The 22690-nt window shown below is 30.0% G+C and carries 18 protein-coding genes and 1 pseudogene; 17 read left to right on the top strand and 2 right to left on the bottom strand.

Annotated features, from left to right (window positions below):
* Nucleotides 1-27 precede the first annotated feature (27 nt).
* Nucleotides 28-1284 carry a transcription termination factor Rho gene (gene rho, locus CONE_RS02015; RefSeq protein WP_015397080.1) on the bottom strand — a complete coding sequence of 419 codons (1257 nt, stop codon included), beginning with the start codon at nucleotides 1282-1284 and terminating at the stop codon, nucleotides 28-30.
* 609 nt (nucleotides 1285-1893) lie between these two features.
* Here rho and CONE_RS02010 point away from each other — a divergent pair.
* From CONE_RS02010 to trmD, 6 genes are all read left to right on the top strand, one after another.
* A complete protein-coding gene (locus CONE_RS02010; protein ID WP_015397079.1) occupies nucleotides 1894-2898 on the top strand; it encodes a 2Fe-2S iron-sulfur cluster-binding protein in 1005 nt (334 codons plus the stop codon).
* Between the two features lie 376 nt (nucleotides 2899-3274).
* Entirely contained in the window at nucleotides 3275-5899 is a 2625-nt protein-coding gene (gene alaS / locus CONE_RS02005; RefSeq protein ID WP_015397078.1) for an alanine--tRNA ligase, read from the top strand.
* Between the two features lie 7 nt (nucleotides 5900-5906).
* Nucleotides 5907-6173 carry a sulfurtransferase TusA family protein gene (locus tag CONE_RS02000; protein WP_015397077.1) on the top strand — a complete coding sequence of 89 codons (267 nt, stop codon included), beginning with the start codon at nucleotides 5907-5909 and terminating at the stop codon, nucleotides 6171-6173.
* Nucleotides 6174-6249: 76 nt separating this feature from the next.
* Nucleotides 6250-6507, top strand: a complete 258-nt coding sequence (gene rpsP / locus CONE_RS01995; RefSeq protein ID WP_015397076.1) for a 30S ribosomal protein S16 — start codon at nucleotides 6250-6252, stop codon at nucleotides 6505-6507.
* Nucleotides 6500-7105: a ribosome maturation factor RimM gene (gene rimM, locus CONE_RS01990; RefSeq protein ID WP_015397075.1), complete on the top strand. Its 606-nt coding sequence runs from the start codon at nucleotides 6500-6502 to the stop codon at nucleotides 7103-7105. The genes rpsP and rimM overlap by 8 nt, the downstream gene beginning before the upstream one ends.
* Complete coding sequence (trmD, locus tag CONE_RS01985; protein WP_015397074.1) at nucleotides 7105-7878, top strand: tRNA (guanosine(37)-N1)-methyltransferase TrmD; 774 nt, start codon at nucleotides 7105-7107, stop codon at nucleotides 7876-7878. Before rimM ends, trmD begins: the two co-directional genes overlap by 1 nt.
* A gap of 21 nt (nucleotides 7879-7899) precedes the next feature.
* On the opposite strand, the gene CONE_RS01980 is transcribed toward trmD, so the two are convergent.
* Entirely contained in the window at nucleotides 7900-10779 is a 2880-nt protein-coding gene (locus CONE_RS01980; protein ID WP_015397073.1) for a valine--tRNA ligase, read from the bottom strand.
* 280 nt (nucleotides 10780-11059) lie between these two features.
* Here CONE_RS01980 and ndk point away from each other — a divergent pair, with 280 nt between their 5' ends.
* The 11 genes and pseudogenes from ndk to CONE_RS01925 all read left to right on the top strand — a co-directional run bounded on the left by ndk (nucleotide 11060) and on the right by CONE_RS01925 (nucleotide 22663).
* Nucleotides 11060-11494: a nucleoside-diphosphate kinase gene (ndk, locus tag CONE_RS01975; protein WP_015397072.1), complete on the top strand. Its 435-nt coding sequence runs from the start codon at nucleotides 11060-11062 to the stop codon at nucleotides 11492-11494.
* Nucleotides 11495-11517: 23 nt separating this feature from the next.
* On the top strand, nucleotides 11518-12657 hold the full coding sequence (gene rlmN, locus CONE_RS01970) for a dual-specificity RNA methyltransferase RlmN (RefSeq protein WP_015397071.1): 1140 nt from the start codon (nucleotides 11518-11520) through the stop codon (nucleotides 12655-12657).
* Between the two features lie 111 nt (nucleotides 12658-12768).
* On the top strand, nucleotides 12769-14034 hold the full coding sequence (gene ispG / locus CONE_RS01965; RefSeq protein ID WP_015397070.1) for a flavodoxin-dependent (E)-4-hydroxy-3-methylbut-2-enyl-diphosphate synthase: 1266 nt from the start codon (nucleotides 12769-12771) through the stop codon (nucleotides 14032-14034).
* 19 nt (nucleotides 14035-14053) lie between these two features.
* The gene (gene hisS, locus CONE_RS01960; protein WP_015397069.1) at nucleotides 14054-15367 is read left to right on the top strand and encodes a histidine--tRNA ligase; all 1314 of its coding nucleotides are present in this window, start codon (nucleotides 14054-14056) and stop codon (nucleotides 15365-15367) included.
* Nucleotides 15360-15983 (top strand): YfgM family protein, encoded by a 624-nt coding sequence (locus CONE_RS01955; protein ID WP_015397068.1) that lies wholly within the window; start codon nucleotides 15360-15362, stop codon nucleotides 15981-15983. Before hisS ends, CONE_RS01955 begins: the two co-directional genes overlap by 8 nt.
* Nucleotides 15984-16077: 94 nt before the next feature.
* Nucleotides 16078-17430 carry a ribosome biogenesis GTPase Der gene (gene der / locus CONE_RS01950; RefSeq protein WP_015397067.1) on the top strand — a complete coding sequence of 451 codons (1353 nt, stop codon included), beginning with the start codon at nucleotides 16078-16080 and terminating at the stop codon, nucleotides 17428-17430.
* Nucleotides 17431-17826: 396 nt separating this feature from the next.
* On the top strand, nucleotides 17827-18063 hold the full coding sequence (gene hfq / locus CONE_RS01945; RefSeq protein WP_015389576.1) for an RNA chaperone Hfq: 237 nt from the start codon (nucleotides 17827-17829) through the stop codon (nucleotides 18061-18063).
* A gap of 60 nt (nucleotides 18064-18123) precedes the next feature.
* Nucleotides 18124-19212: a GTPase HflX gene (gene hflX, locus CONE_RS01940; RefSeq protein ID WP_015397066.1), complete on the top strand. Its 1089-nt coding sequence runs from the start codon at nucleotides 18124-18126 to the stop codon at nucleotides 19210-19212.
* Nucleotides 19205-20521 (top strand): FtsH protease activity modulator HflK, encoded by a 1317-nt coding sequence (gene hflK / locus CONE_RS01935; protein ID WP_041862202.1) that lies wholly within the window; start codon nucleotides 19205-19207, stop codon nucleotides 20519-20521. Before hflX ends, hflK begins: the two co-directional genes overlap by 8 nt.
* Nucleotides 20522-20535: 14 nt before the next feature.
* Nucleotides 20536-21408 (top strand): protease modulator HflC, encoded by an 873-nt coding sequence (gene hflC, locus CONE_RS01930; protein WP_015397064.1) that lies wholly within the window; start codon nucleotides 20536-20538, stop codon nucleotides 21406-21408.
* Between the two features lie 97 nt (nucleotides 21409-21505).
* Nucleotides 21506-22663, top strand: a pseudogene (locus CONE_RS01925) (ATP phosphoribosyltransferase regulatory subunit).
* The last annotated feature ends 27 nt before the right edge of the window (nucleotides 22664-22690 follow it).

Below are 22690 nucleotides of genomic sequence, written 5' to 3'. Positions count from 1 at the left end.
ACTTTGTAATATTATTTACGGTTTTATTTATTTTTTCATCATTTCAAAGAAATCGTTATTATTTTTTGTATTACGCATTTTATCAAGAATAAACTCCATAGACTCTATTTCATCCATATCATGGATAAATTTTCTTAAAACCCAAACTTTTTGTAAAATATCAGGCTTAATTAATAACTCTTCTCTTCTTGTTCCTGATTTATTTAAATTTATAGCAGGGTACACACGTTTTTCTGCAATACGTCTTTCCAAATGTATTTCTGAGTTACCTGTTCCTTTAAATTCTTCGTAGATAACCTCATCCATTCTGCTACCTGTTTCGATAAGAGCAGTTCCTAAAATAGTAAGAGAACCACCTTCTTCTATATTTCTAGCAGCTCCAAAAAATCTTTTAGGACGTTGCAAAGCGTTAGCATCAACTCCTCCAGTTAGTACTTTCCCAGAAGACGGAACGACGGTATTATATGCTCTTGCTAATCTTGTTATAGAATCAAGAATAATAACAACATCTTTCTTCATTTCAACCAATCTTTTTGCTTTTTCGATTACCATTTCAGCAACTTGTACATGTCTTGTCGCTGGCTCATCGAATGTAGAGGCTACCACTTCTCCTTTAACAGTACGTCGCATTTCAGTGACTTCTTCTGGTCTTTCATCTACTAGTAATGCTATTAAAACAGCATCAGGATAACTAGATGCAATAGCATGTGCTATATGTTGCATCATGATAGTCTTACCTGATTTCGGGCTTGCGACTATTAAGCCCCTTTGACCTTTACCTATTGGAGAGAATACATCTAATATTCTGCCTGTAAGATTTTCTTCGCTTTTTATTTCTCTTTCTAATAGCATATGTTGACAAGGATGTAATGGTGTTAAATCCTCAAACATGATTCTATGTTTAAGTAATTCTGGAGTAACTCCATTTACTTTATCTACTTTTACTAATGCAAAGTATCTTTCTCCATCTTTTGGTGTACGAACTTCTCCTTCTATTGAGTCTCCAGTATGGAGGTTTATTCTTCTGATCTGAGATGGTGATATGTATATATCATCAGTGCTAGCTAAATAAGAAGTTTCCGGTGATCTAAGAAATCCAAATCCATCCGGTAGGACTTCTAATACTCCATCACCAAAAATTTGTTCTCCTTGTTTGGCCCTTTTTTTCATTATTGCAAACATCAATTCTTGTTTGCGTAAGCGGTTAGCATTATCTATTTCTAAGCTCAAAGCTATTTCTAGCAATTGTGAAACATGTAGCGTCTTTAGTTCGTTTAGATGCATTGTGATTATTATTTTTGTTACATATGATCATGAATTATAAATGTTAATTTTTCTATATATTAAAAAGAAAAAATTTCATCTAGCATGGTCATTAAATGGTTGATTTAACAAGTGATGTGAAAACGATATTACATAATAGTACATATCGTATATTTTGTAGTTTCGACTAATATTTAACTGAGTTTATCAGTAATTTACTCTTAGTCAACAATCATTATAGATTTTCAATTTTTGATCTTGAAGTTGAGATTATATATTTTTAGTTCATCATTGCAGTATTTTTATAAACTAATGTTATATAGATAATCATTAAATACTGTTAATTGCTTATTTGTAATTAGGTTTTTCTATTTTATCTAATAATTTTAAAAAATTAATTTTATTGAAGTATTAGCTTTAATTTTATAAAAAACTATTGCAATGGTTTTGATCAAATGTTGGTTTTTTACAAATTAGTTTATTGATAAATATAGAAGAAATGTATTTGTAAGCTATAAGCTTGAAATATTAGTTATAAACAATTATTTTGATTAAGTGTTTTAATATAAAATGTATTTTTATGTTTAATATATTATTAATTAAATTTAAATAGTTTTAAATAAGGCAAAAATGAGTTTTAGTATTATCATAAAACCAAGTGATGAGAAGTTTACTGTAAAAACAAGTAAATCTATATTGGAATCAGCAACAGAATCTGGTATACATATTCCACATGGCTGTAAAATTGGTAATTGCAATAGATGCAAATGCAAAGTGTTATCAGGTTCATTTAAAATAAAAAATTATTTAGCAGAATGTACTGATGAGTACGATAACTTCAATATACTTGCTTGTAAAGCATATCCATTATCTGACATGGTTATAGAATGTGAAAATATTAATCATTCAAAAAAGCATTTAGGTAAAATTATAGCAATAGAAAAGTTAACAAATGACGTTATTTCTTTAGATATTAAGCTATTAGAAAAAGATCTTTTTATTTTTAAAGAAGGTCAATATGTAGATATGGTTTTTGATAAAAATATTAGAAGAAGCTATTCAATATCGAATGCTCCTCGCATAAATAATACTTTAAATTTTCATATTCGACATTTACCTGGTGGTTATTTTACGGACAAGTTGTTTGGATATGATCCTGAAATCATATTTCGAACAAACGATATTATAAATTTAGAGGGTCCTTTTGGTGATTTTACCCTAAAAAAAGAAAGCAATAATCCAATTATATTTTTAGCCAGCGGTACAGGTTTTGCTCCAATAAAATCTATGATTGAGTACATATTAAATTTTAAAAAATGGAGGCCTATACATTTATATTGGGCTGTTAGGAATGTTAAAGATATATATATGAGTAATCTTATAAATTATTGGACTAATGAAATACCTTATTTCAATTATACTCCGGTCATTTCAAGCAATTTATTAATAAATGATGATTGGAGTGGCAGGACAGGTAATTTACATAGTATAGTTATGGAAGATATATCTGATATGATAGAATACGAAGTATATGCAAGCGGATCTCCCGATATGGTTGAATTGTCCAAAGTTAATTTTATTTCACAATGTAACTTAACAGAATCAAATTTTTTTGCAGATCCTTTTTACACATAGTTAAATTATTGCTTGTGTTAAAGTTGTATAAATTTGCAGTTTTATTTATCATAAACAATTCTAATAAATATTATATTAATCTGTTTGAGGTTTGATTTGTATTATCAATATCAAATGGTTGTTTGTTAATAACTCTAAATAAATAATTGATATATTGATCTATGTCTTTTTTATTATTTTTATTCCCTAATATTGTATTTAATCTGGATTAATTATTTTTACAATTATATAGTTTTTAATAGTTATTACCCTAAGCGGTTATATTTTTTAATATAACTACAGTGATTTTGCTAAAAATTTAGTACTCTAAAAATGTTTATGCAAAATTAATTACTTATATATTTAAGTTTAATTTCTTTATTTAGCTAGTCTTTTAATGAAAACATCAGATATACGTATTAAGTTTTTGAAATTCTTTGAGTCGAAAGGTCATACTATATTACCTTCTTCTTCTCTTATTCCAACAAATGATCAAACTTTGTTATTTACAAATTCAGGAATGGTTCAGTTTAAAGATATTTTTACCGGACATGAAACTAGTAATTATAAAAGTGTCACTACAGCTCAGCGTTGTTTTCGAGCTGGAGGGAAGCATAATGACCTTGAGAATGTTGGTTACACTGCTAGACATCATACATTTTTTGAAATGTTGGGTAATTTTAGTTTCGGAGAATATTTCAAAAAAGAAGCTATACATTATGCATGGGAGCTATTAACTTCAGTATATAAAATACCAAAAGATAAGTTGCTTGTAACTGTATATTATGATGATAACGAAGCTTATGATATATGGAATAAAGAAATTGGCTTGAATCAATCTTCAATTATAAGAATAGGTGATAATAAAGGATCTAAGTACGCATCTGACAATTTTTGGCAAATGGCTGATGTTGGTCCGTGCGGACCTTGTTCAGAAATATTCTACGATCACGGACCTAATGTGGATGGAGGACCACCAGGATCTGATAATTCTGATGGTGACAGATACGTAGAAATATGGAATTTGGTTTTTATGCAATTTTATATCGACGTCAATGGTAACATAACTAATTTAATGACACCATGCATTGACACTGGAATGGGTTTAGAAAGAATTGCTGCTGTTTTGCAGGGAGTTCACTCTAATTATGATATAGATCTTTTTAAAAATCTAATCAAATCTTCTGCTAGAATGGTAAATATTGATGATTTGTCTAATAGTTCTTTAAAAGTTATAGCTGACCATATTAGAGCTACTGCTTTTCTTATAGTTGACGGAGTGCTTCCAGCTAATGATGGTCGAGGTTACGTTTTAAGGCGAATAATAAGAAGGGCTTTGAGACATGCTTACAAATTGGGAGAAAATAAAGTTTTTCTTCATAAATTAATTCCTGACTTGATTCAGGAAATGGGTACTGCTTATCCGGAAATAATATCAGGTTCTAATCTAATAGTTCGAGTATTAAAACAAGAAGAAGAAAGATTTATAGAAACACTATCTAATGGAATGAAAATTCTAAATAATAATTTAAACCATATGAAATCTGGTGACATGCTTAGCGGTGATATTTTATTTAATTTATATGACACATATGGTTTCCCAGCAGATTTAACTGCAGATGTTTGTAGGGAGCAAAATATTAGTGTTGATATAGATTCTTTCGAGCTAGAAATGTCTAAGCAAAGAGATAAAGCTAGGTTAGCTGGTAAGTTTAAAAATCTAAACAATCAAATAAATTATTATGATGGTCCTGCTACAATTTTTGATGGATATAAAATTTTTGATTTGTCAGCTAAGGTGGTTGCTATCTATTCTAAAGGTAAATTTGTGAATAGTATAGTAATGGAAGATAGTGCTGATATTGTCTTAGATCGAACTCCTTTTTATGCTGAATCTGGTGGACAGGTTGGAGATAAAGGATTTTTAATTAGTGATATTTCGAATTTTCGAGTTAATAATACTACTTTACATTCTAATGTTTTTATGCATCATGGATATTTAGAATCCGGTTCTATTAGAGTTGGAGATATTTTAAGAGCTTCTATAGATATAGATAATCGTAAGAATATTTCAAGAAATCATTCTGCAACACATATCATGCATAAAGCTTTGCGTACTGTTTTGGGTACACATGCATTACAAAAAGGGTCTTTGGTAGATTCTGAGAGAATTCGTTTTGATTTTTCTCATGATTTCCCAGTTAGTATTGATCAGATAAAGGAAGTAGAAAAAATTTCTAATGAAGAAATATTATCTAATAGTTTAGTAAATATAAGTAATATGGACTATTGTGATGCTATAAGTATTGGTGCTATTGCAGTGTTTAGTGAAAAATATGAAAACAGTGTACGGGTTGTAAATATTGGATCATCTTTGGAATTATGTTGTGGTACACATGTAAATAGAACTGGAGATATAGGTTTTTTAAAAATAATTTCTGAGAGTAGCGTCTCTGCTGGAATACGGAGAATAGATGCCGTTACGGGCAATAATACGCTTAGATTGATTCAAGATCAACAGGATATATTTTTAAGACTTTCATCTTCTTTAAATACAAATATATCTAATATAACAACGAAAGTAGATGGTCAGATTAATTATATAAAAAATATAGAAAAAAAGATTTATTTACTAGAAAAAAATATAGCTAATGTTATAGTTGATAATTTTGCTATAGATAAAATCAAATTTATAAAAGATATTGGTATACTGATATCAATCGTTCATGGTTTAGAGCATAACGTTTTATGTAACATAGTAGATTCAATGAAGTCCCGTTTTCAAAAAACCATAGTTTTATTAGCTTCTGTTTCATCTAACGGTAAAGTTAATGTAGTTTGTGGTATATCGAATGCTATTACAAATTTAATAAATGCTAAAGATATTATAAGTTTAGTATTAACTAAAATTAATGGCAAAGGAGGTGGCCGTAATAATATGGCTACTGGTAGTGGTTATAATGATAAGAAATTACCAGATATATTAGATAATATATTTGGTTTTATAAAAGAAAAAATTTAGGTATTTTATGAAAATACTAGATAAAAATCTTGATAATGATATGCATTATTTGGATGTTGCTAAATTAGCATGTCCACTTCCTATATTAAATACAAAGAAAGCATTATCTAAAATGGATAGTGGTGAAATTTTACGTGTTACTACTACTTCCAATATTGAATCATTAAATGATTTTACAATTTTCGCAGAACGTACTGGTAATTCAATAGTTTTTAAAGAAAAATATATAAAGGATGGAATAGAATTTACAGTAATCTATATCAGAAGGCGTTGATTTTTATTTTTTGTAATTTATACTTAATTGCTGGTAGAATTAAAATCTTTATGGTTTATTAAATTTTAGGATTATTATGGTTATTATTCGTTTAGCACGTGGTGGGTCAAAAAAAAGACCTTTTTATAGTTTAGTTGCTACAGACTCCAGAAATCGTCGTGATGGAAGGTTTATAGAGCGTTTAGGTTTTTATAACCCGCTTAGTTCTTCATTGGAAAACAAATTAAAAATATCATTGAACAGAGTTGAGTTTTGGAAAAATAATGGTGCCTGTTTGTCTCCAGTTGTCGAGAGACTAGTCTCGGAATTTTCGAAAAATACAAATTGTGTCTAATTATTTAGAATCTATTAATACCCCTCCTGGTGACTTAGTAGATTTAGGCCGTATTGTTTCTTCATACGGCGTTAATGGTTTGTTGAAGATATATCCTTATTCTGATGATAAAAGTATTTTATTAAACATAAGTGATTGCTGGATTTTCAATGACAAATCTAAATCGTGTAATATTGATGGTAAATTTAAGTTTTATCATCATAATATTATAAATGCTAAGACCCATGGTAGATTTATCATAGCAAAATTTAATGAAAATTTGAGTCGTGAAGATGCTAATGAATTGCGTGGCTATACAGTTTGTGTGTCCAGGAGTTTATTTCCAGCTGCAGATGATAATGAATATTATTGGGTAGATTTAATTGGTTGTATTGTACATGGGTATGAAAATGAAACATCATGCTGTATCGGAACAGTTAGTAACATTTTTGAAAATGGAGCTCATCCTATATTGATAGTTAAATCTGATAGAAATGTTACAAAAAATTATAACAATAAACTTAAAACAGAAGATATTTTAGTCCCTTTTGTAAAATCACACATAATTAATGTTAATTTGGCAGATCGCTGTATTTTTACTAATTGGCAAATAGATTAATGCGTCTAGACATAGTTACTATATTTCCAGAGATTTTTGATTTTATTAAAGATATTGGGGTTGTTGGTAGAGCTTACAGAAACAAGAAATGGGAATTAAATACTTGGAATCCTAGGGATTTTACAGATAATAAAAATAGGAGAGTAGATGATAGTCCCTATGGTGGTGGGCCAGGAATGGTTATATCTGCAGAATCTTTAGAAAATACTGTTAACTCTATAAAAGATAGACATAAGTTATATAAACTTGATGAGGCTCCTGTTATATTGTTTTCTCCAATTGGAGATATTTTTAATCAAAGTCATGCTCTTAGATTATCTAAACTATCTGGGATGATATTGGTCTGTGGTCGCTATGAGGGAGTTGATAAGAGATTTGTTAATAATTGTGTTACACAAGAAATATCTATAGGTGATTTCATCCTTTCAGGTGGAGAAATTGCAGCACTGGCATTAATAGATACCATAGTAAGATTACTACCTAATGTTCTGGGAAATAACAACTCTAAAGTTTATGAGTCATTTGACATAAATAAATCAGGATTATTAGATGATTATCCATACACCAGACCAAGAAACTTTAAAGGAAAGAAAGTTCCAGAGATTTTGCTAAGTGGAAATCACAACGACATAGCGAAATGGCATAGAGAACAATCTCTCACTATAACTCTTGCCCGTCGTCCCGATTTAATTATAAAAGCTCGCAACCAAGGTTTACTCTCAGAGGATGACGAGCGTTTTATATCTAATATAAATAGTTACAATATTTTATAATCTTATCTTCGAATTAAAAATTCAATCATATTTTATATTTTTTATCTCAATACATTGCTTATTAAGACTTATTAGAGTTTTTTCTAAAATCTCGAGTTTATTTTTTTCTTTTTCTACTACTTTTATTGGTGCATTTTTTACAAAACCAATATTTCCAAGTTTTATTTTTGATTTATCTATTTCTTGTGAAATCTTAAATAATTCTGTATTTAATCGAGACAATTCTTCTTTTGGATCTATCCTTACATTTAGCATTATATGAGTTGATCCAACTATTTTTAGTGGAGCATTGATTTTAGGAATATAATCAACAATCTCCATTTTTTCTAATTTAGAAAAATATATAAGATACGGAGTATTTATGCTTAATTCCTTTTTATCTCCTTTAATTATCAATGGCACTTTATGAGATGGTGGTATATTCATACTTCCCCTTAATGCCCTTATAGACTCTATTTGTGATTTCAAATCCAAAAATCTAGATTCTATTTTTTGATCTACTTCTTTTATATTTATTTTTGGATAAGATTGGATACTTATACTTGTTTTATTTAATGAAGGAGTTTGCATTTTTTGCCATAATTCTTCAGTTATAAATGGCATAATAGGGTGAAGTAAAAGTAAAATTGTCTCAAGAACATTAAATAATGTTATCTTAGTAGCATTTTTTTGAGAATCTGAAAATTGCTGTAAATTAACTTTAGCCATTTCTAGATACCAATCGCAAAATTCATCCCAAACAAACCTATATATAGATGTTGAAATATTATCTAAACGATATTCTGAGAATCCTTTTTCAATATCAAGAATAGTATTTTGTAACCTTGATTTTATCCATTTGTCTGCGAATGAAAATTCTACACTGCTTTTATCTATCATTGAAATATCTTTTGCATTTATAAGAACAAAACGAGAAGCATTCCATAGTTTGTTACAAAAATTATTATATCCTTCGCATCTTTTGATATCAAAATTTATATCTCGACCAAGTGTAGCATATGATGCCATAGTGAATCTTAAAGAATCTGTACCTAGACCAGTTATCCCTTTTGGAAATTGCTTACGGGTGTTTTTTTCTATACTACTTACTTGTTTATTGTTAAATAGTCCAAATGTTCTTTTTTTAATTAGATTTTCTAAATCAATGCCATCTATTATATCTATAGGATCAAGAGTATTTCCTTTTGATTTGCTCATTTTTTTGCCATCAGAATCACGAACAAGGCCGTGTATATAAACATCTCTAAATGGTATTTTGCCGGTCAAATATTTTGTTAACATTATCATTCTAGTTACCCAAAAAAATATGATATCAAAACCGGTAACTAATATGCTAGATGGAAGATATTTATTCAAATCTAATGTATCATTAGGCCATCCCAAAGTTGTAAAAGGTACTAAGGCTGATGAAAACCAAGTATCCAAAACATCTGGATCTTTTGTTAGAGTTCCTGTTATTCCTAAATCATATGCTTCTTTATATGCTTCTTCCTCATTTCTAGCTACAAATATCTGACCATCTTCAGAATACCAAGCTGGTATAGAATGTCCCCACCAAAGTTGCCTAGATATACACCAATCTTGAATATTGTTTATCCATTGCCTGTAAGTATTTTTCCAGTTTTCTGGGTAGAATTTTATTCTGTTTGTATCGACTTCTTCTAGTGCTATCTTAGCTAAGCTTTTATTAGAAAAAATTTGATTATTTGTATCTTTGCTTACAGAAACAAACCATTGGTTAGTAATCATTGGTTCAAGAATTGCACCTGATCTGTCTCCTTTTGGGATCATAATTAAATGTTCCTCTTCTTTAACCAAAGAGTTTGATTTTATTATATCCTCGATAACAATTTTTCGAGCTTGTGTACGATCTAATCCTCTATATTTTTCTGGAACATTGTCATTTAAATGAGCATTTTTGGTGAAAATCTCTACTATTGGTAAATTATGTCTTAATGCGCATTCATAATCATTAAAATCATGAGCTGGAGTAATTTTTACGCATCCAGTACCAAAATTTATATCAACAAAATCATCAGCAATTATTGGTATTTCTTTATTTATTAAAGGAACATTAACTGTTTTTCCTATAAGATCATTATATCTATGATCCTTGGGATTTACACATATGGCAGAATCAGCAAATATTGTTTCAGGCCTTGTCGTCGCTACTATTATTTTTTTAATTTCATTACTTTCAGTAGTAAATTCTTTTGATAGTGGATAAGATATGTACCACATATAACCATTAACTTCTTCTGTAACTACTTCTAAATCTGATACAGCTGTTAGTAAATGTGGATCCCAATTAACTAAACGTTTTCCTCTGTAAATTAGTCCATCTTTGTAAAGTCTAACAAATGCTTCTACAACACCTAAAGACATTTTACTATCCATAGTAAAATATTCTTTATCCCAATCTGCTGATACACCAAGTCTTTTTACTTGGTTAGTTATTGTATTGCCAGAATGATCTTTCCATTTCCATATTTCTTCTATAAATTTTTCTTTTCCTAAACTGGCACGGGAAATATTTTTCTTATCAAGTTGTCGTTCCACAACCATTTGTGTGGCTATTCCAGCATGATCTGTACCTGGAATAAATATTGTGTTATCTCCTGACATCCTATGGTATCTGACAAAACAGTCCATAACCGTTTGATTAAAAGCATGTCCCATATGTAAGGTGCCAGTTACATTAGGTGGAGGAAATTGGATTATAAAATCTTCAGTATTTTTATCATTTTTTACTTGTTGACCAGATTTAAAATATCCTTTTTCTTCCCACTCAGAATTCCATTTTTTCTCTATATAACTAGGGTCAAAACTCTTTGAGAGATTATCTTCATAGTTAGATAAAGTATCCTTTTTTGTATATTCATTTAATACCAACTTATTCATCGAATATGATTCCAAAAATGCATTTGAAGTGGTTTAGATATAAACTAATCCAGTGCTTGATCTTTTTATGTTGTTAATAAGTATTAACTAATACTTATTTTCCATATCTATTTAATACGATTATTTTATAATAAACAAATTAATCTGTACATTTTATCAAATACTAATCTTCTTTAGTATAAAAAATAAAGTTTCTTTTGTTAAATTAATTTGATTATTCAGTTAGAATATCACTCTGTTTTATAAAAACTATTATATAAATTTTATTGGATTCATCTTTATGTTAAAACAACGAACTTTGTCAATAATAAAACCTGATGCAGTACGCAAGAATGTTATTGGGAAAATAATAAATCGTTTTGAAGAGGCAGGATTGTGTGTAATTGCTGCGAAATTCAAAAAATTGTCACGTGATGAAGCTGTAAATTTTTATTACATACACAAAGATCGTTCTTTTTTTAAAGAATTGATAGATTTTATGGTTTCTGGACCATCATTTATTCAGGTTCTTGAAGGGAATGATGCTGTCCAAAAAAATCGAAATATAATGGGTAACACTGATCCAAAGAAAGCTGAAGCAGGTACTATTAGATCTGATTTTGCTGATAGTATAGATGCCAATGCAGTACATGGCTCGGATTCTATAGATAATGCATCTAAAGAAATTTCTTTTTTCTTTTCTGAGACAGAAATCTGTAGTAAGGAATATGAGTAATATAAATATTACAAAAGACTTTCATGAAGAAAAATTCTCTTGTTAATTTAATAGGATTGGATAGTGAGTCATTGAGTTTATTTTTGGAAGAAAATTCTATTAAAAGTAGCTTCCGTATTGGTCAGTTACATAAATGGATTCATAAATTTTCTGCTGATTCCTTTGATGTTATGACAAATATTTCGTGTCAATTAAGACATAAATTAAAAGAAATATCAAAAATAGAAGCTATGCCAATTGAAAGTGAAACCCTTTCTAAGGATGGAACAATAAAGTGGCTATTTGATGCTGGAAATAGCAATGCTATTGAGACAGTTTTTATTCCTGAAAAAAATAGACGTACTCTTTGTATATCTAGTCAGGCAGGTTGTGCTGTTAATTGTGCATTTTGTGCTACTGGACACCAAGGTTTCAACAGAAACCTCAGTGCCAATGAGATTGTAGGTCAGTTATGGTCTGCTCAAAGGTCTATCAATTTAAATTTAATTACTGGTATTGAAGATTTAAACAATAAAAATACAATTAAATCAGGTAATAATCTCATAACAAACGTAGTTTTTATGGGAATGGGTGAGCCATTGTTAAATTATAAGCAGGTTATAAAATCAATAAAATTGCTGCTTGATGTAAATGCATATGGTTTTTCAAGAAGAAAAATTACAGTTTCAACATCAGGTATCGTGCCTATGATAGATAAATTAGCAAGAGATTGTCCTGTATCTCTCGCTGTTTCTTTACATGCAGCTAATGATGATTTGCGTAATAAGCTAGTACCAATAAATAAGAAATATCCTTTAAATGAGCTAATTGAATCATGCAAAAGATATATTACAAGATCACCTAGGGATTTTATAACATTTGAATATTGTATGCTATCTGGAGTTAATGATACAGACAAACATATTAAGGAACTTATAAATCTTGTTTCGCAAATTAAGTGCAAGATCAACTTAATACCATTTAATTCTTTTGAGAGTTCTGACTTCAGGGCACCAACAATAGAAAAAATTAATTCTTTTGCTAATAAATTACTTAATAGTGGTATTATGACTACGGTGCGGAAAACTAGAGGCGATGATATACATGCGGCTTGTGGACAATTAGCCGGTAATGTTAAGAACGTAACCAAAATAGCGATGCATATTCCTATAAAAATTATATAGTCTGTTAAGTTGTTCAGTTAAATATTTTTGTTTTAATTGTTTATTTTTTCATATTGTTTAATATAGCTCAGATAACTATTTTATTTAGTTTATTTTTAATAATAAAAAATCATGTCTATGGCAGAAACACTAGAATATTATGATTTAAATCGTAGAAAAACTAATGCTGTTAGAGTATCTTGGAATGACAAAATCGTTACAATAGGCGGAGGATCTCCCTTAGTCATACAATCTATGACTAACACAGATACTACTAACTATATTGAAACTTCTCTACAGATTAAAGAATTGTTCTTATCCGGAGCTGAGCTAGTTCGTATAACCGTTAATTCTCCAGAAGCAGCCAGATCTGTTATAAATATAAGAAATCAATTGGATAAGATTGGAATTTATGTTCCATTAATAGGAGATTTTCATTACAACGGTCATAAGTTGTTATCTGATTTTCCAGATTGCTCTAAAGCTTTATCTAAATATAGAATAAATCCTGGAAATGTTGGTTCTGGACATCACAAGGACGATAATTTTAGCAGTATCATAGAGATTGCCTGTAAATATGATAAGCCAGTTAGAATTGGTGTCAATTGGGGAAGCATAGATAAAAATCTATTATCACTAAAATTAAATGAAAACAACAAACTTAAAGAAAATCAGCTTGATTATAAATCAGTAATGCTGGATACATTAATTGCATCTGCATTAAATAGTGCTAAACAAGCAGAGGTATTAGGTCTTGGTAGTGATAAAATAGTTATATCTTGTAAGGTAAGTCAAGTTAGAGAACTTATATACGTGTATAATTCTCTTTCTAATTCTTGTAACTACCCTCTACATCTAGGACTAACTGAAGCTGGAATAGGTGATAAAGGAATAGTTTCATCAACATCTGCATTATCTATATTGTTACATCAAGGTATAGGAGACACAATACGTGTTTCAATAACACCAGAAGGTAACAATCCTAGATCAAGAGAAGTTTTGATAGCAAAGGAAATTCTCCAGTCTTTGGGAATTAGGTTTTACTCTCCTTCTGTTATTTCTTGCCCTGGTTGTGGCAGAACCAATAGTAATTTTTTTCAAAAACTAGCTAGTGATATTGATATTTTTTTGAAAGAACATATGCCTATTTGGAAAGATTTATATCCAGGTGTTGAAAAGATGACTGTCGCTGTTATGGGATGTATAGTTAACGGGCCTGGTGAGAGCAAGAACGCTGATATAGGTATAAGCTTACCAGGTGATGGGGAGCTTTCTGTTGCTCCAGTATTTATAGAAGGTAAGCGAGTTATGACTCTAAAGGGTGATGATATATCATCAGAATTTAAAGTTATAGTAGCTAACTATGTTTCTACTCGCTATGGTAGATTTTCTCTATAGAAATTAAAAAGAGAATAGTATGTCTGACAATAATAATATTTCAAATAAAATCTTAGCTGTTCGGGGCATGAATGATATTCTTCCACCAGATAGCACCAACTGGGAATATCTGGAAAGAGTAATAATAGATTGGCTTCATAGCTATGGTTACATGAATTTGCGTGTACCGATAGTAGAACAGACTAGGTTATTTGAAAGAGGTATAGGATCAGTCACGGATATTGTTGAAAAAGAGATGTATTCTTTTGTTGACGGTTTAAATGGGGAATGCTTAACAATACGTCCAGAAATAACTGCTGGTATAGTTCGCTCATTTATAGAGCATAACTTTGCATATAAAAGGCCAAGAAGAGTTTACTCTATAGGCCCTGTATTTAGACATGAAAGACCACAAGCTGGTCGTTATAGACAGTTTAACCAAATAGATGTTGAAACTATTGGGTTTAATGATCCTGATATTGACGCTGAATTGATCATTATGGCTTCAGATTTATGGAAAAAATTAGGAATAAGTAATATACGTCTTGAGTTGAATTCAATAGGTTTACTTGAAGATAGAACGTTATATAAACAAGAATTAGTTAGTTTTTTTGAAAAAAATATTGATTCTTTAGATAACGTGAGTAGAAACAGAATGTATTCCAATCCATTACGAATATTGGACAGCAAAAACCTTGAAATGCAATCATTACTAAGCAAAGCACCAAATTTATTTGATTTTCTATCTACTAGTTCATTAAATCACTTTGAAAAGGTTTGTTCTTTTTTAGACAAATCAGGGGTAAAGTACAATATTAATAATCGCTTAGTTAGAGGACTGGACTATTACAACTTAACTGTCTTTGAATGGATTTCTAGCGAACTGGGATCTCAAGGTACGGTTTGTGGTGGCGGTAGATATGATGGTTTAATAGAGTCGCTTGGTGGTAAAAAAATTCCAGCTGCTGGTTTTGCTATAGGATTTGAAAGAATATTAGAAATATGGAAAAAATCAAATATTGATAACAATTGTAATAATAGCGAGTGTGATATTTACATAATGCATGATAGTTTAAAGAATCAGTTAATTTCATTAAAAACTAGTGAACAGCTACGTAATTTAGGTTTTTCTGTTATTTTACATAGCGGTAGAGACAATTTTAAACGTCAATTCAAAATGGCTGATTCTTGTGGTGCTCTTGTTGCTATCATATTTGGAGAAAATGAAATAATAAATAATTCAGTTAGTGTGAAATTTTTAAATAAGTATCAAAATGGAATTTGTAAGGAGCAGGAAATTGTGCCAATTGAAAAGTTAGCATCTTTTTTAAAAAAAAGGTTAAAAGATGACTAAATTATTACAAAAAAAATATTTTTTAACTAGTTTTCTTGAAAATCGTATTGTAAAAATATGTTTTCTATCTTTTTTTATTTTAGCTATAATTGCTTCCTTTTCATGGAAAGTTAACTCTAAAAACAGATTAGAAAAATCACTAGAATATTTCGAAGTTTTAAATAAAAACTTAAATGTAGATATTGTTGATTTAGATAAAGTTAAATATATTATGAATATATTACATAAAAAATATTCTGATACTAATTATGCATATTTTGGAAGTTTACTCACATCACGTGCATTATATGATAACGGTGATCTACAAGGTGCCTGTGATGAATTAAAGTGGGTTTATAATAATTCCAATAGCGTATTAATTAGATCTATTGCTAGCTTGCGAATCTCTTCTTTATTGTTAGATCAGTGTAAATATAAGGAGTCTATTGCCTATTTAGACAAACCAATTGACTCTTTTTTTACTTTATTTGCAGATAAAAAAGGCGATATATTTTTTGCTCAAGATAATATTAAAGAGGCTAATTATTGGTGGTCAAAAGCTATGGAGTCAATAGAGGAAAATGATCCTTTGTTACCTATTATTCAGTCAAAAATTGATTCATTGAGTTTTTACTAATACTTGAAATTTAACATCCTTATTTCTTTATGTGAAATAATAATTTTATTATTCTATTATTTGATTTTGAAATATATTTTATAAAGTTTTTATCGTGTCTTATAAGCCAGTAATTGTTTTAGTAGGAAGGCCGAACGTAGGAAAATCTACACTGTTTAATCGTTTTACGAAATCCAAGGACGCTTTAGTAGCAAATTTTTCTGGGTTAACAAGAGACAGAATTTACGGTGATGGTGCATTTGGTCAGCATGAGTTTATTATAATAGATACTGGTGGTTTTGAACCATTATCTAAAGATCAAATGTATATGAAAGTAGCTAATCAAACTAATCAAGCTATATTAGAATCTGATATAGTGATTTTCTTGCTCGATGGTAAAGATGGCTTGTGTAACACCGATTATGAAATTGCTAATTTTTTGAGAAAGTTATCTATCAAAAATATATTACTTGTGGTTAATAAATCAGAAGGGAAAACTATTGATACAGTCATAAGTGAGTTTCATGAATTAGGATTTGGATCACCATTTTTGATTTCTGCTTCTCATGGTGATGGTGTTGGACATCTTATAGAAAGTATTTTTGAATCTAAATTAAATTTTATCGATCAAAAATATGATAATGATGTTATTCAAGATATTGATCTAGACAAAAAAATAAGATTGTCTATAGTTGGCCAACCTAATGTTGGTAAATCTACCCTTATTAATAGCATCTTAGGAGAGGAGCGTTTAATAACCTTCGATTCTCCAGGAACAACTCGTGACTCCATAAATGTTAATTTTGATTTTTCAGGAAGATCTTATATATTTATAGATACTGCTGGTATAAGGAGACGTAGCCGTGTGTCAGACTATATAGAGAAATTCTCTGTTGTTAAAACTCTTCATTCTATAGAAAAAAGTAATGTAGTAATGCTAGTATTAGATGCTAATATTGGTATTTCAGATCAAGATGCGCGAATAGCAAGTTATATCTTAGAATCTGGAAAAGCAATTGTTATAGCTATTAATAAGTGGGATTCTATTTCAATAGAAAGGCGTTCTGATATAGAAAGAGAATTTAAAAGAAAATTACACTTTCTCTCATTTGCAAATATGCATTTTATATCAGCATTGAGAAAAACTAATATAAATAGATTATTATTTTCCGTAAATGATGCTTACGATGCTGCATTTGCTAAATTATCAACTCCAAAAGTAACAAGAGTTTTACTAAATGCTACGAAGCAACAGCCACCACGTAAAAATGGTATCTTTGTCCCGAAATTACGTTATGCTCATCAAGGTGGCCAAAATCCTCCTGTTATAGTTATTCATGGTAATTGTTTAACTAATATACAAGATTCATATATGAGGTATTTGGAGTCTTGTTTTAGGAAAGAATTTAAATTATCTGGAACACCTCTTAGGATTCAGTTTAAATCATCTAAAAATCCTTATATTTAGTTTTTTACTATTTAAGATAATGATTGTATGATCAAAACAACGACAAATTATATAAAATATGCTTTTAAAAAATTATTTGTATTTGGACTAAGTATAAACATTTTCATTTTATATTAATCAATAATTTAAAATTCAAAAGATTATATAATTGCATATTTAAAGTCATATTTATGGTGATTAAGCCTTACTTTTAATCTAAATTAGAATTTGAATTAAAACTATAAAAGATAAAGATTTTATGTTAATTTTTAAATTATTATTTAGTTTAAATGTCCGTAAAATAAGAAATTTATATCTAAAGTTGCAGCTTTATTTTCATTTTGCTATTAGAATTGATAAAAAGCTTTTAAAACTAAAATAAATCTATGTTTATAATAAATATATGGGACGTTACTGATGAATAATAAAGGACAAATGCTTCAAGATCCATTCTTAAATATATTGCGTAGAGATCATGTACCAGTTTCAATATATTTAGTTAATGGCATTAAACTTCAGGGACAAGTTGAAGCTTTTGATCAATATGTCGTACTGCTGCGTAATACTGTAACTCAGATGATATATAAGCATGCTATTTCTACTGTTGTTCCTTCCCGTATTGTAGATTTACAATATAACTCTGACTCGGAGTAATTTATTCAAAGCTTCTGGTTTATTAAATTTTATTAATAGGTATATATTTTAATTAATTTTATGCGTGCATTAGTTATTGGTGTTAATTTAAATAACAATAATTTTCAGTGTGATATTGAAGAATTCAGCATGTTGTCACAATCAGCTGGAGCTGATATCGTACATGTTGAATTATCTAGAAGAGACATACCAGATAATAAGTTTTTTATAGGATCTGGAAAAGTTCAAGAAATATTGTCATTGATAGATGATTTGTCTATAGAAATTGTTTTATTTGATCATGCATTATCACCTTCCCAGCAGAGAAACCTTGAAAATATATGGGGTATACGAGTAGTTGATCGAGTATCACTTATTTTAGATATTTTTGCATTAAGGGCAAAAAGCCACGAAGGTAAGCTACAGGTTGAGCTTGCACAATTGCAACATTTATCTACTAGGCTAACTAGATTATGGACTCATTTAGAACGTCAAAGAGGTGGTATAGGCATGAGAGGTCCTGGTGAATCTCAGCTAGAGATGGACCGCCGTATAATTGGTTCAAAAGTAAAGATTTTGAAGGAGCGTATAAAAAAGATTAAATCAAGAAGATTTTCTCAAAGAGGATTACGTGAGCGCAATGGTGCCTTTTCTGTATCTCTTATAGGATATACAAATTCTGGAAAATCTACTATCTTTAATATACTTGCTAAAGATAAAGTATATGTAGCTGATCAATTATTTGCTACTCTTGATATTACTTCTCGACGTATCTGGGTAGGAGATAATGTTGACAAAGATGTAATTTTATCTGACACAGTAGGTTTTATAAGAGATTTGCCACATTCAATAGTTGAAGCATTTCATGCTACTCTTGAGGAAACAGCTAGTGCTGATCTACTATTACACGTTGTAGATTCATCTAGTAAAGATATGTATGATCAAATTGAGAATGTAAATAAAGTCATTAAGGAGATAGGGGCGTCAAATATACCTACTGTTTTGGTATACAATAAAATTGATAAGTCAGAAATTGCTTCTAAAGTAATTTATGACAGTAGTGTGGGGCTTGTAGCAAAGGTTTTTATAAGTGCAGTAAGTCTTGATGGTGTAGATCTCTTGAGAAATGTAATATCTGATGCTAGTAGGGTAATAAGTAATAATGTCTAAGATGCTATTAAATCTAAACGATTCGGAATGTGGTCGTAAACAAGATAGGGAAGAAAAAGTGAAGAACCTATCAAATAATAATTCAATAAATAAAAATATCAACGAAGGTCCTCCTGATTTATCTGAGATATGGGATTCTTTGAATAAAAAAATTAACAATATTTTTGGAAAAAAAAATAATAATCTAGAATCAAATAATTCTGGATATAATGGATTCAATAATAAAAATACTTTTAATATTTTATTCATGTCATTCGTATTATTATTTGTTATATGGATGGCCAGTGGTTTTTTTGTAGTTAAAGAAGGTCAAGTCGCTGTTATTACTAGATTTGGAAAATATTTAAAAACAACTCATGCTGGTTTTAGCTGGATATTCCCAGCTCCAATTGAGAGACATGAGATTGTAAATATTTCACAACTGAGAACATTTGAGGTTGGTTCTAGGGGAGGTTCTAGGAATAAGGTTTTAACAGAATCACTAATGCTAACAACTGATGAAAATATAGTGGATATGCAGTTCGTAGTACAGTATAGGCTAAATTCTGATGGAGCTCCTAATTATTTGTTTAAAACAAGAGATCCAGATGAGTCGGTTCGTCAAGCTGCAGAGACATCCATGCGTGAGATCGCTGGTAAAAAAACTATGGATTTTGTTTTATATGAAGGAAGAACATTAGTAGCATCTGAAGTTCAAAGCCTTATGCAAAAAATATTAGATAATTATAATACTGGCATTCAAATAACAGCAGTAGCTATACAAAATGTTCAGCCTCCAGAACAAGTTCAGGATGCTTTTGATGATGCTGTAAAAGCAGGTCAAGATAGAGAAAGACAAATAAATGAAGGCCAAGCCTATGCTAACCAAGTTGTTCCTTTAGCTAGGGGACAAGCTTTTAGAATAATAGAACAGGCAGAAGGGTACAAAGCAAGAATTATTGGAGAGGCTAATGGTAATGCTTCTCGTTTTACTAGCGTTCTAACAGAGTATGAAAAATCACCAGATGTAACTAAAGATCGTTTGTATTTAGATACTATGAAAGATATATTCTCTAGTGTTAGTAAAGTAATGATAGATTCTGGTAACAACAATTTTATGTTTCTACCATTAGATAAAATGATTCAAAACACCTATAGTGATGATGAAAATTTTAAGTCAAATTTAAATTCGGAGTTACGTAATTATCAAAATATTAATTCTCAATTAGCCAGTAAAAAGCAAGATGGCAGTAAAAAGCAGACATGTTCTGAAAACCTAAAAAATGACTTATCTGTTTCTGAATTGAATAAGTTACAACGCAACCGTTAATATTATATAAAGTTATGCAACGTATATTTTTAATTTTATCTGGAATATTTCTATTAATATCAATTATTGGTTCTACCTTGTTCATTGTTCGTGAACAAAATTACGCATTAGTTTTTTCTCTAGGAGAATTAAAGAGAGAGATTAGCGAACCTGGTTTATACTTTAAATTACCATCACCCTTTCAAAATATTGTTTTTCTTGATAAGAGAATCTTAACAATAGAATCTAAGGATGCTGAAAGAATACAAACTTCAGAAAAAAAGAATTTATTGATAGATTCTTTTGTTAAATGGAAGATAGCAAATCCAAGGTTATTTTATGTTACTTTTGAGGGAAACGAGAGAGCGGCACAAGACAGATTGCAAGCTCAAATCAGAGACGCTCTGAATGCTTCTGTAAATATTAGAACAGTTAAAGAAGTTGTCTCTGTAGAACGGGCTAAAATAATGGCTGAAATATTAAATAATGTTGCTAATAGAGCTGGCCCATTAGGAGTAGAAATAGTAGATGTAAGATTACGTCATATAGAATTTGCTCCAGAGATATCAAAATCTGTTTATATGCGTATGGAGGCTGAAAGAACTCGTGTGGCGAATGAATTAAGATCTATTGGAGCCGCTGAAAGTGAGAAGATTAGAGCAGAGGCAGATAGACAACGTGAAGAAATATTGGCTAAAGCAAATGTTACGGCACAAGAAATTATGGGTAATGCGGATGCATCTGCTAGCGTTATATATTCTTCATCGTATGGAAAAAATAAGGATTTTTACAAATTTTATAAGAGCCTAGACGCTTATAAAGCTTCCTTTTCTACAAAAAACGATGTTATGATAGTAGATCCTAGTTCTGAATTTTTTCAATTTATTAAGAGATCATCAACAAAGTAGTGAATTTATTTTTAAAAGTATTTACTAATATTAATACAATACTTACTTTTATTATGAATATTTTATATTTATCAATTATTGCCCAAGGATCATTATAATGAGTAATTGGTTGCTTCCTGAAAATCTTGCAGATGTACTTCCTATGGAAGCTAGACAAATAGAAGATTTACGTCATAGGTTGTTAGAATTATACAAAAAGTATGGTTTTGAGCTTGTATGCCCTCCTTTAGTAGAATATATAGATTCTTTATTATCTGGAACCGGCAGCGATCTAAATCTGCGTACCTGTAAACTCATTGATCAACTATCAGGTAAAACTATGGGTATTCGTGCTGACATGACTCCACAGATTAGCCGTATAGATGCGCACTTACTAAATCGTAATGGTGTTACTCGATTATGTTACTGCGGTAATGTTTTTCATGCTCGGCCTGCAGATGCTTTGTCTAGTAGAGAGTTTCTTCAGATTGGAGCGGAGATATACGGCCATGCTGGTGCAGAAGCAGATTTGGAAATTATTCAAATGGCTTTAGATACTGTTAATGCTGCTGGTATAACCTTGCCAAGATTAGATTTATCACATCCAGGGATAGTTCGTAGTATCTTAGAACTAGATCATAATGCTTATAGCAATTCTGATTTAGTTGTTTCTCTATTAAGAGAAAAGGATGTTTCTGGTATATCTGAATTAACAAAGAAATTTATAAGACCTGATACTGTAAAGATGCTGCAGTCAGTATGTGCTTTATATGGAAACGTCGATGATGTCATTATAAATGCTCGTAAGATATTACCATCTGTTCCCGGTATTATATCTGCTCTAGATTCATTACAGATTTTGATAGATGCCTTGTTGCCAAACGTGCAATTAAGTATTGATCTTGCTGATGTTTGGGGTTATGGTTATCATTCTGGTGTTAAATTTGCCCTTTATGCTGATGGGTGGAGGGAGGTATTGGTTACTGGTGGTCGTTATGATAATGTCAGTTGAGCATTTGGTAGGGCTAGGCCAGCTACTGGTTTTAGCTTAAATCTGCGTTCATTAGCATCCGGATTAAAACTAGCAAAATCTAAAGCCATATTAGCTCCATGGGGTCGGGATCCTGTATTGTTAGAAACAATTCGTGGTTTACGTAGAAAGGGTGAGATAGTAGTTCAAATACTACCAGGTGATTATCCTGATCAAGATGAATTTTTGTTTGACCGTAGATTAGTTTTATTTGAAGGCATCTGGCAGGTTAGCTATATCTCTTAGTAATCTGGATATATACATATAAACTTA

Source organism: Candidatus Kinetoplastibacterium oncopeltii TCC290E, from assembly GCF_000340865.1.
GTDB lineage: Bacteria > Pseudomonadota > Gammaproteobacteria > Burkholderiales > Burkholderiaceae_B > Kinetoplastidibacterium > Kinetoplastidibacterium stringomonadis.
This window is presented reverse-complemented; position numbering and strand designations above follow the sequence as displayed.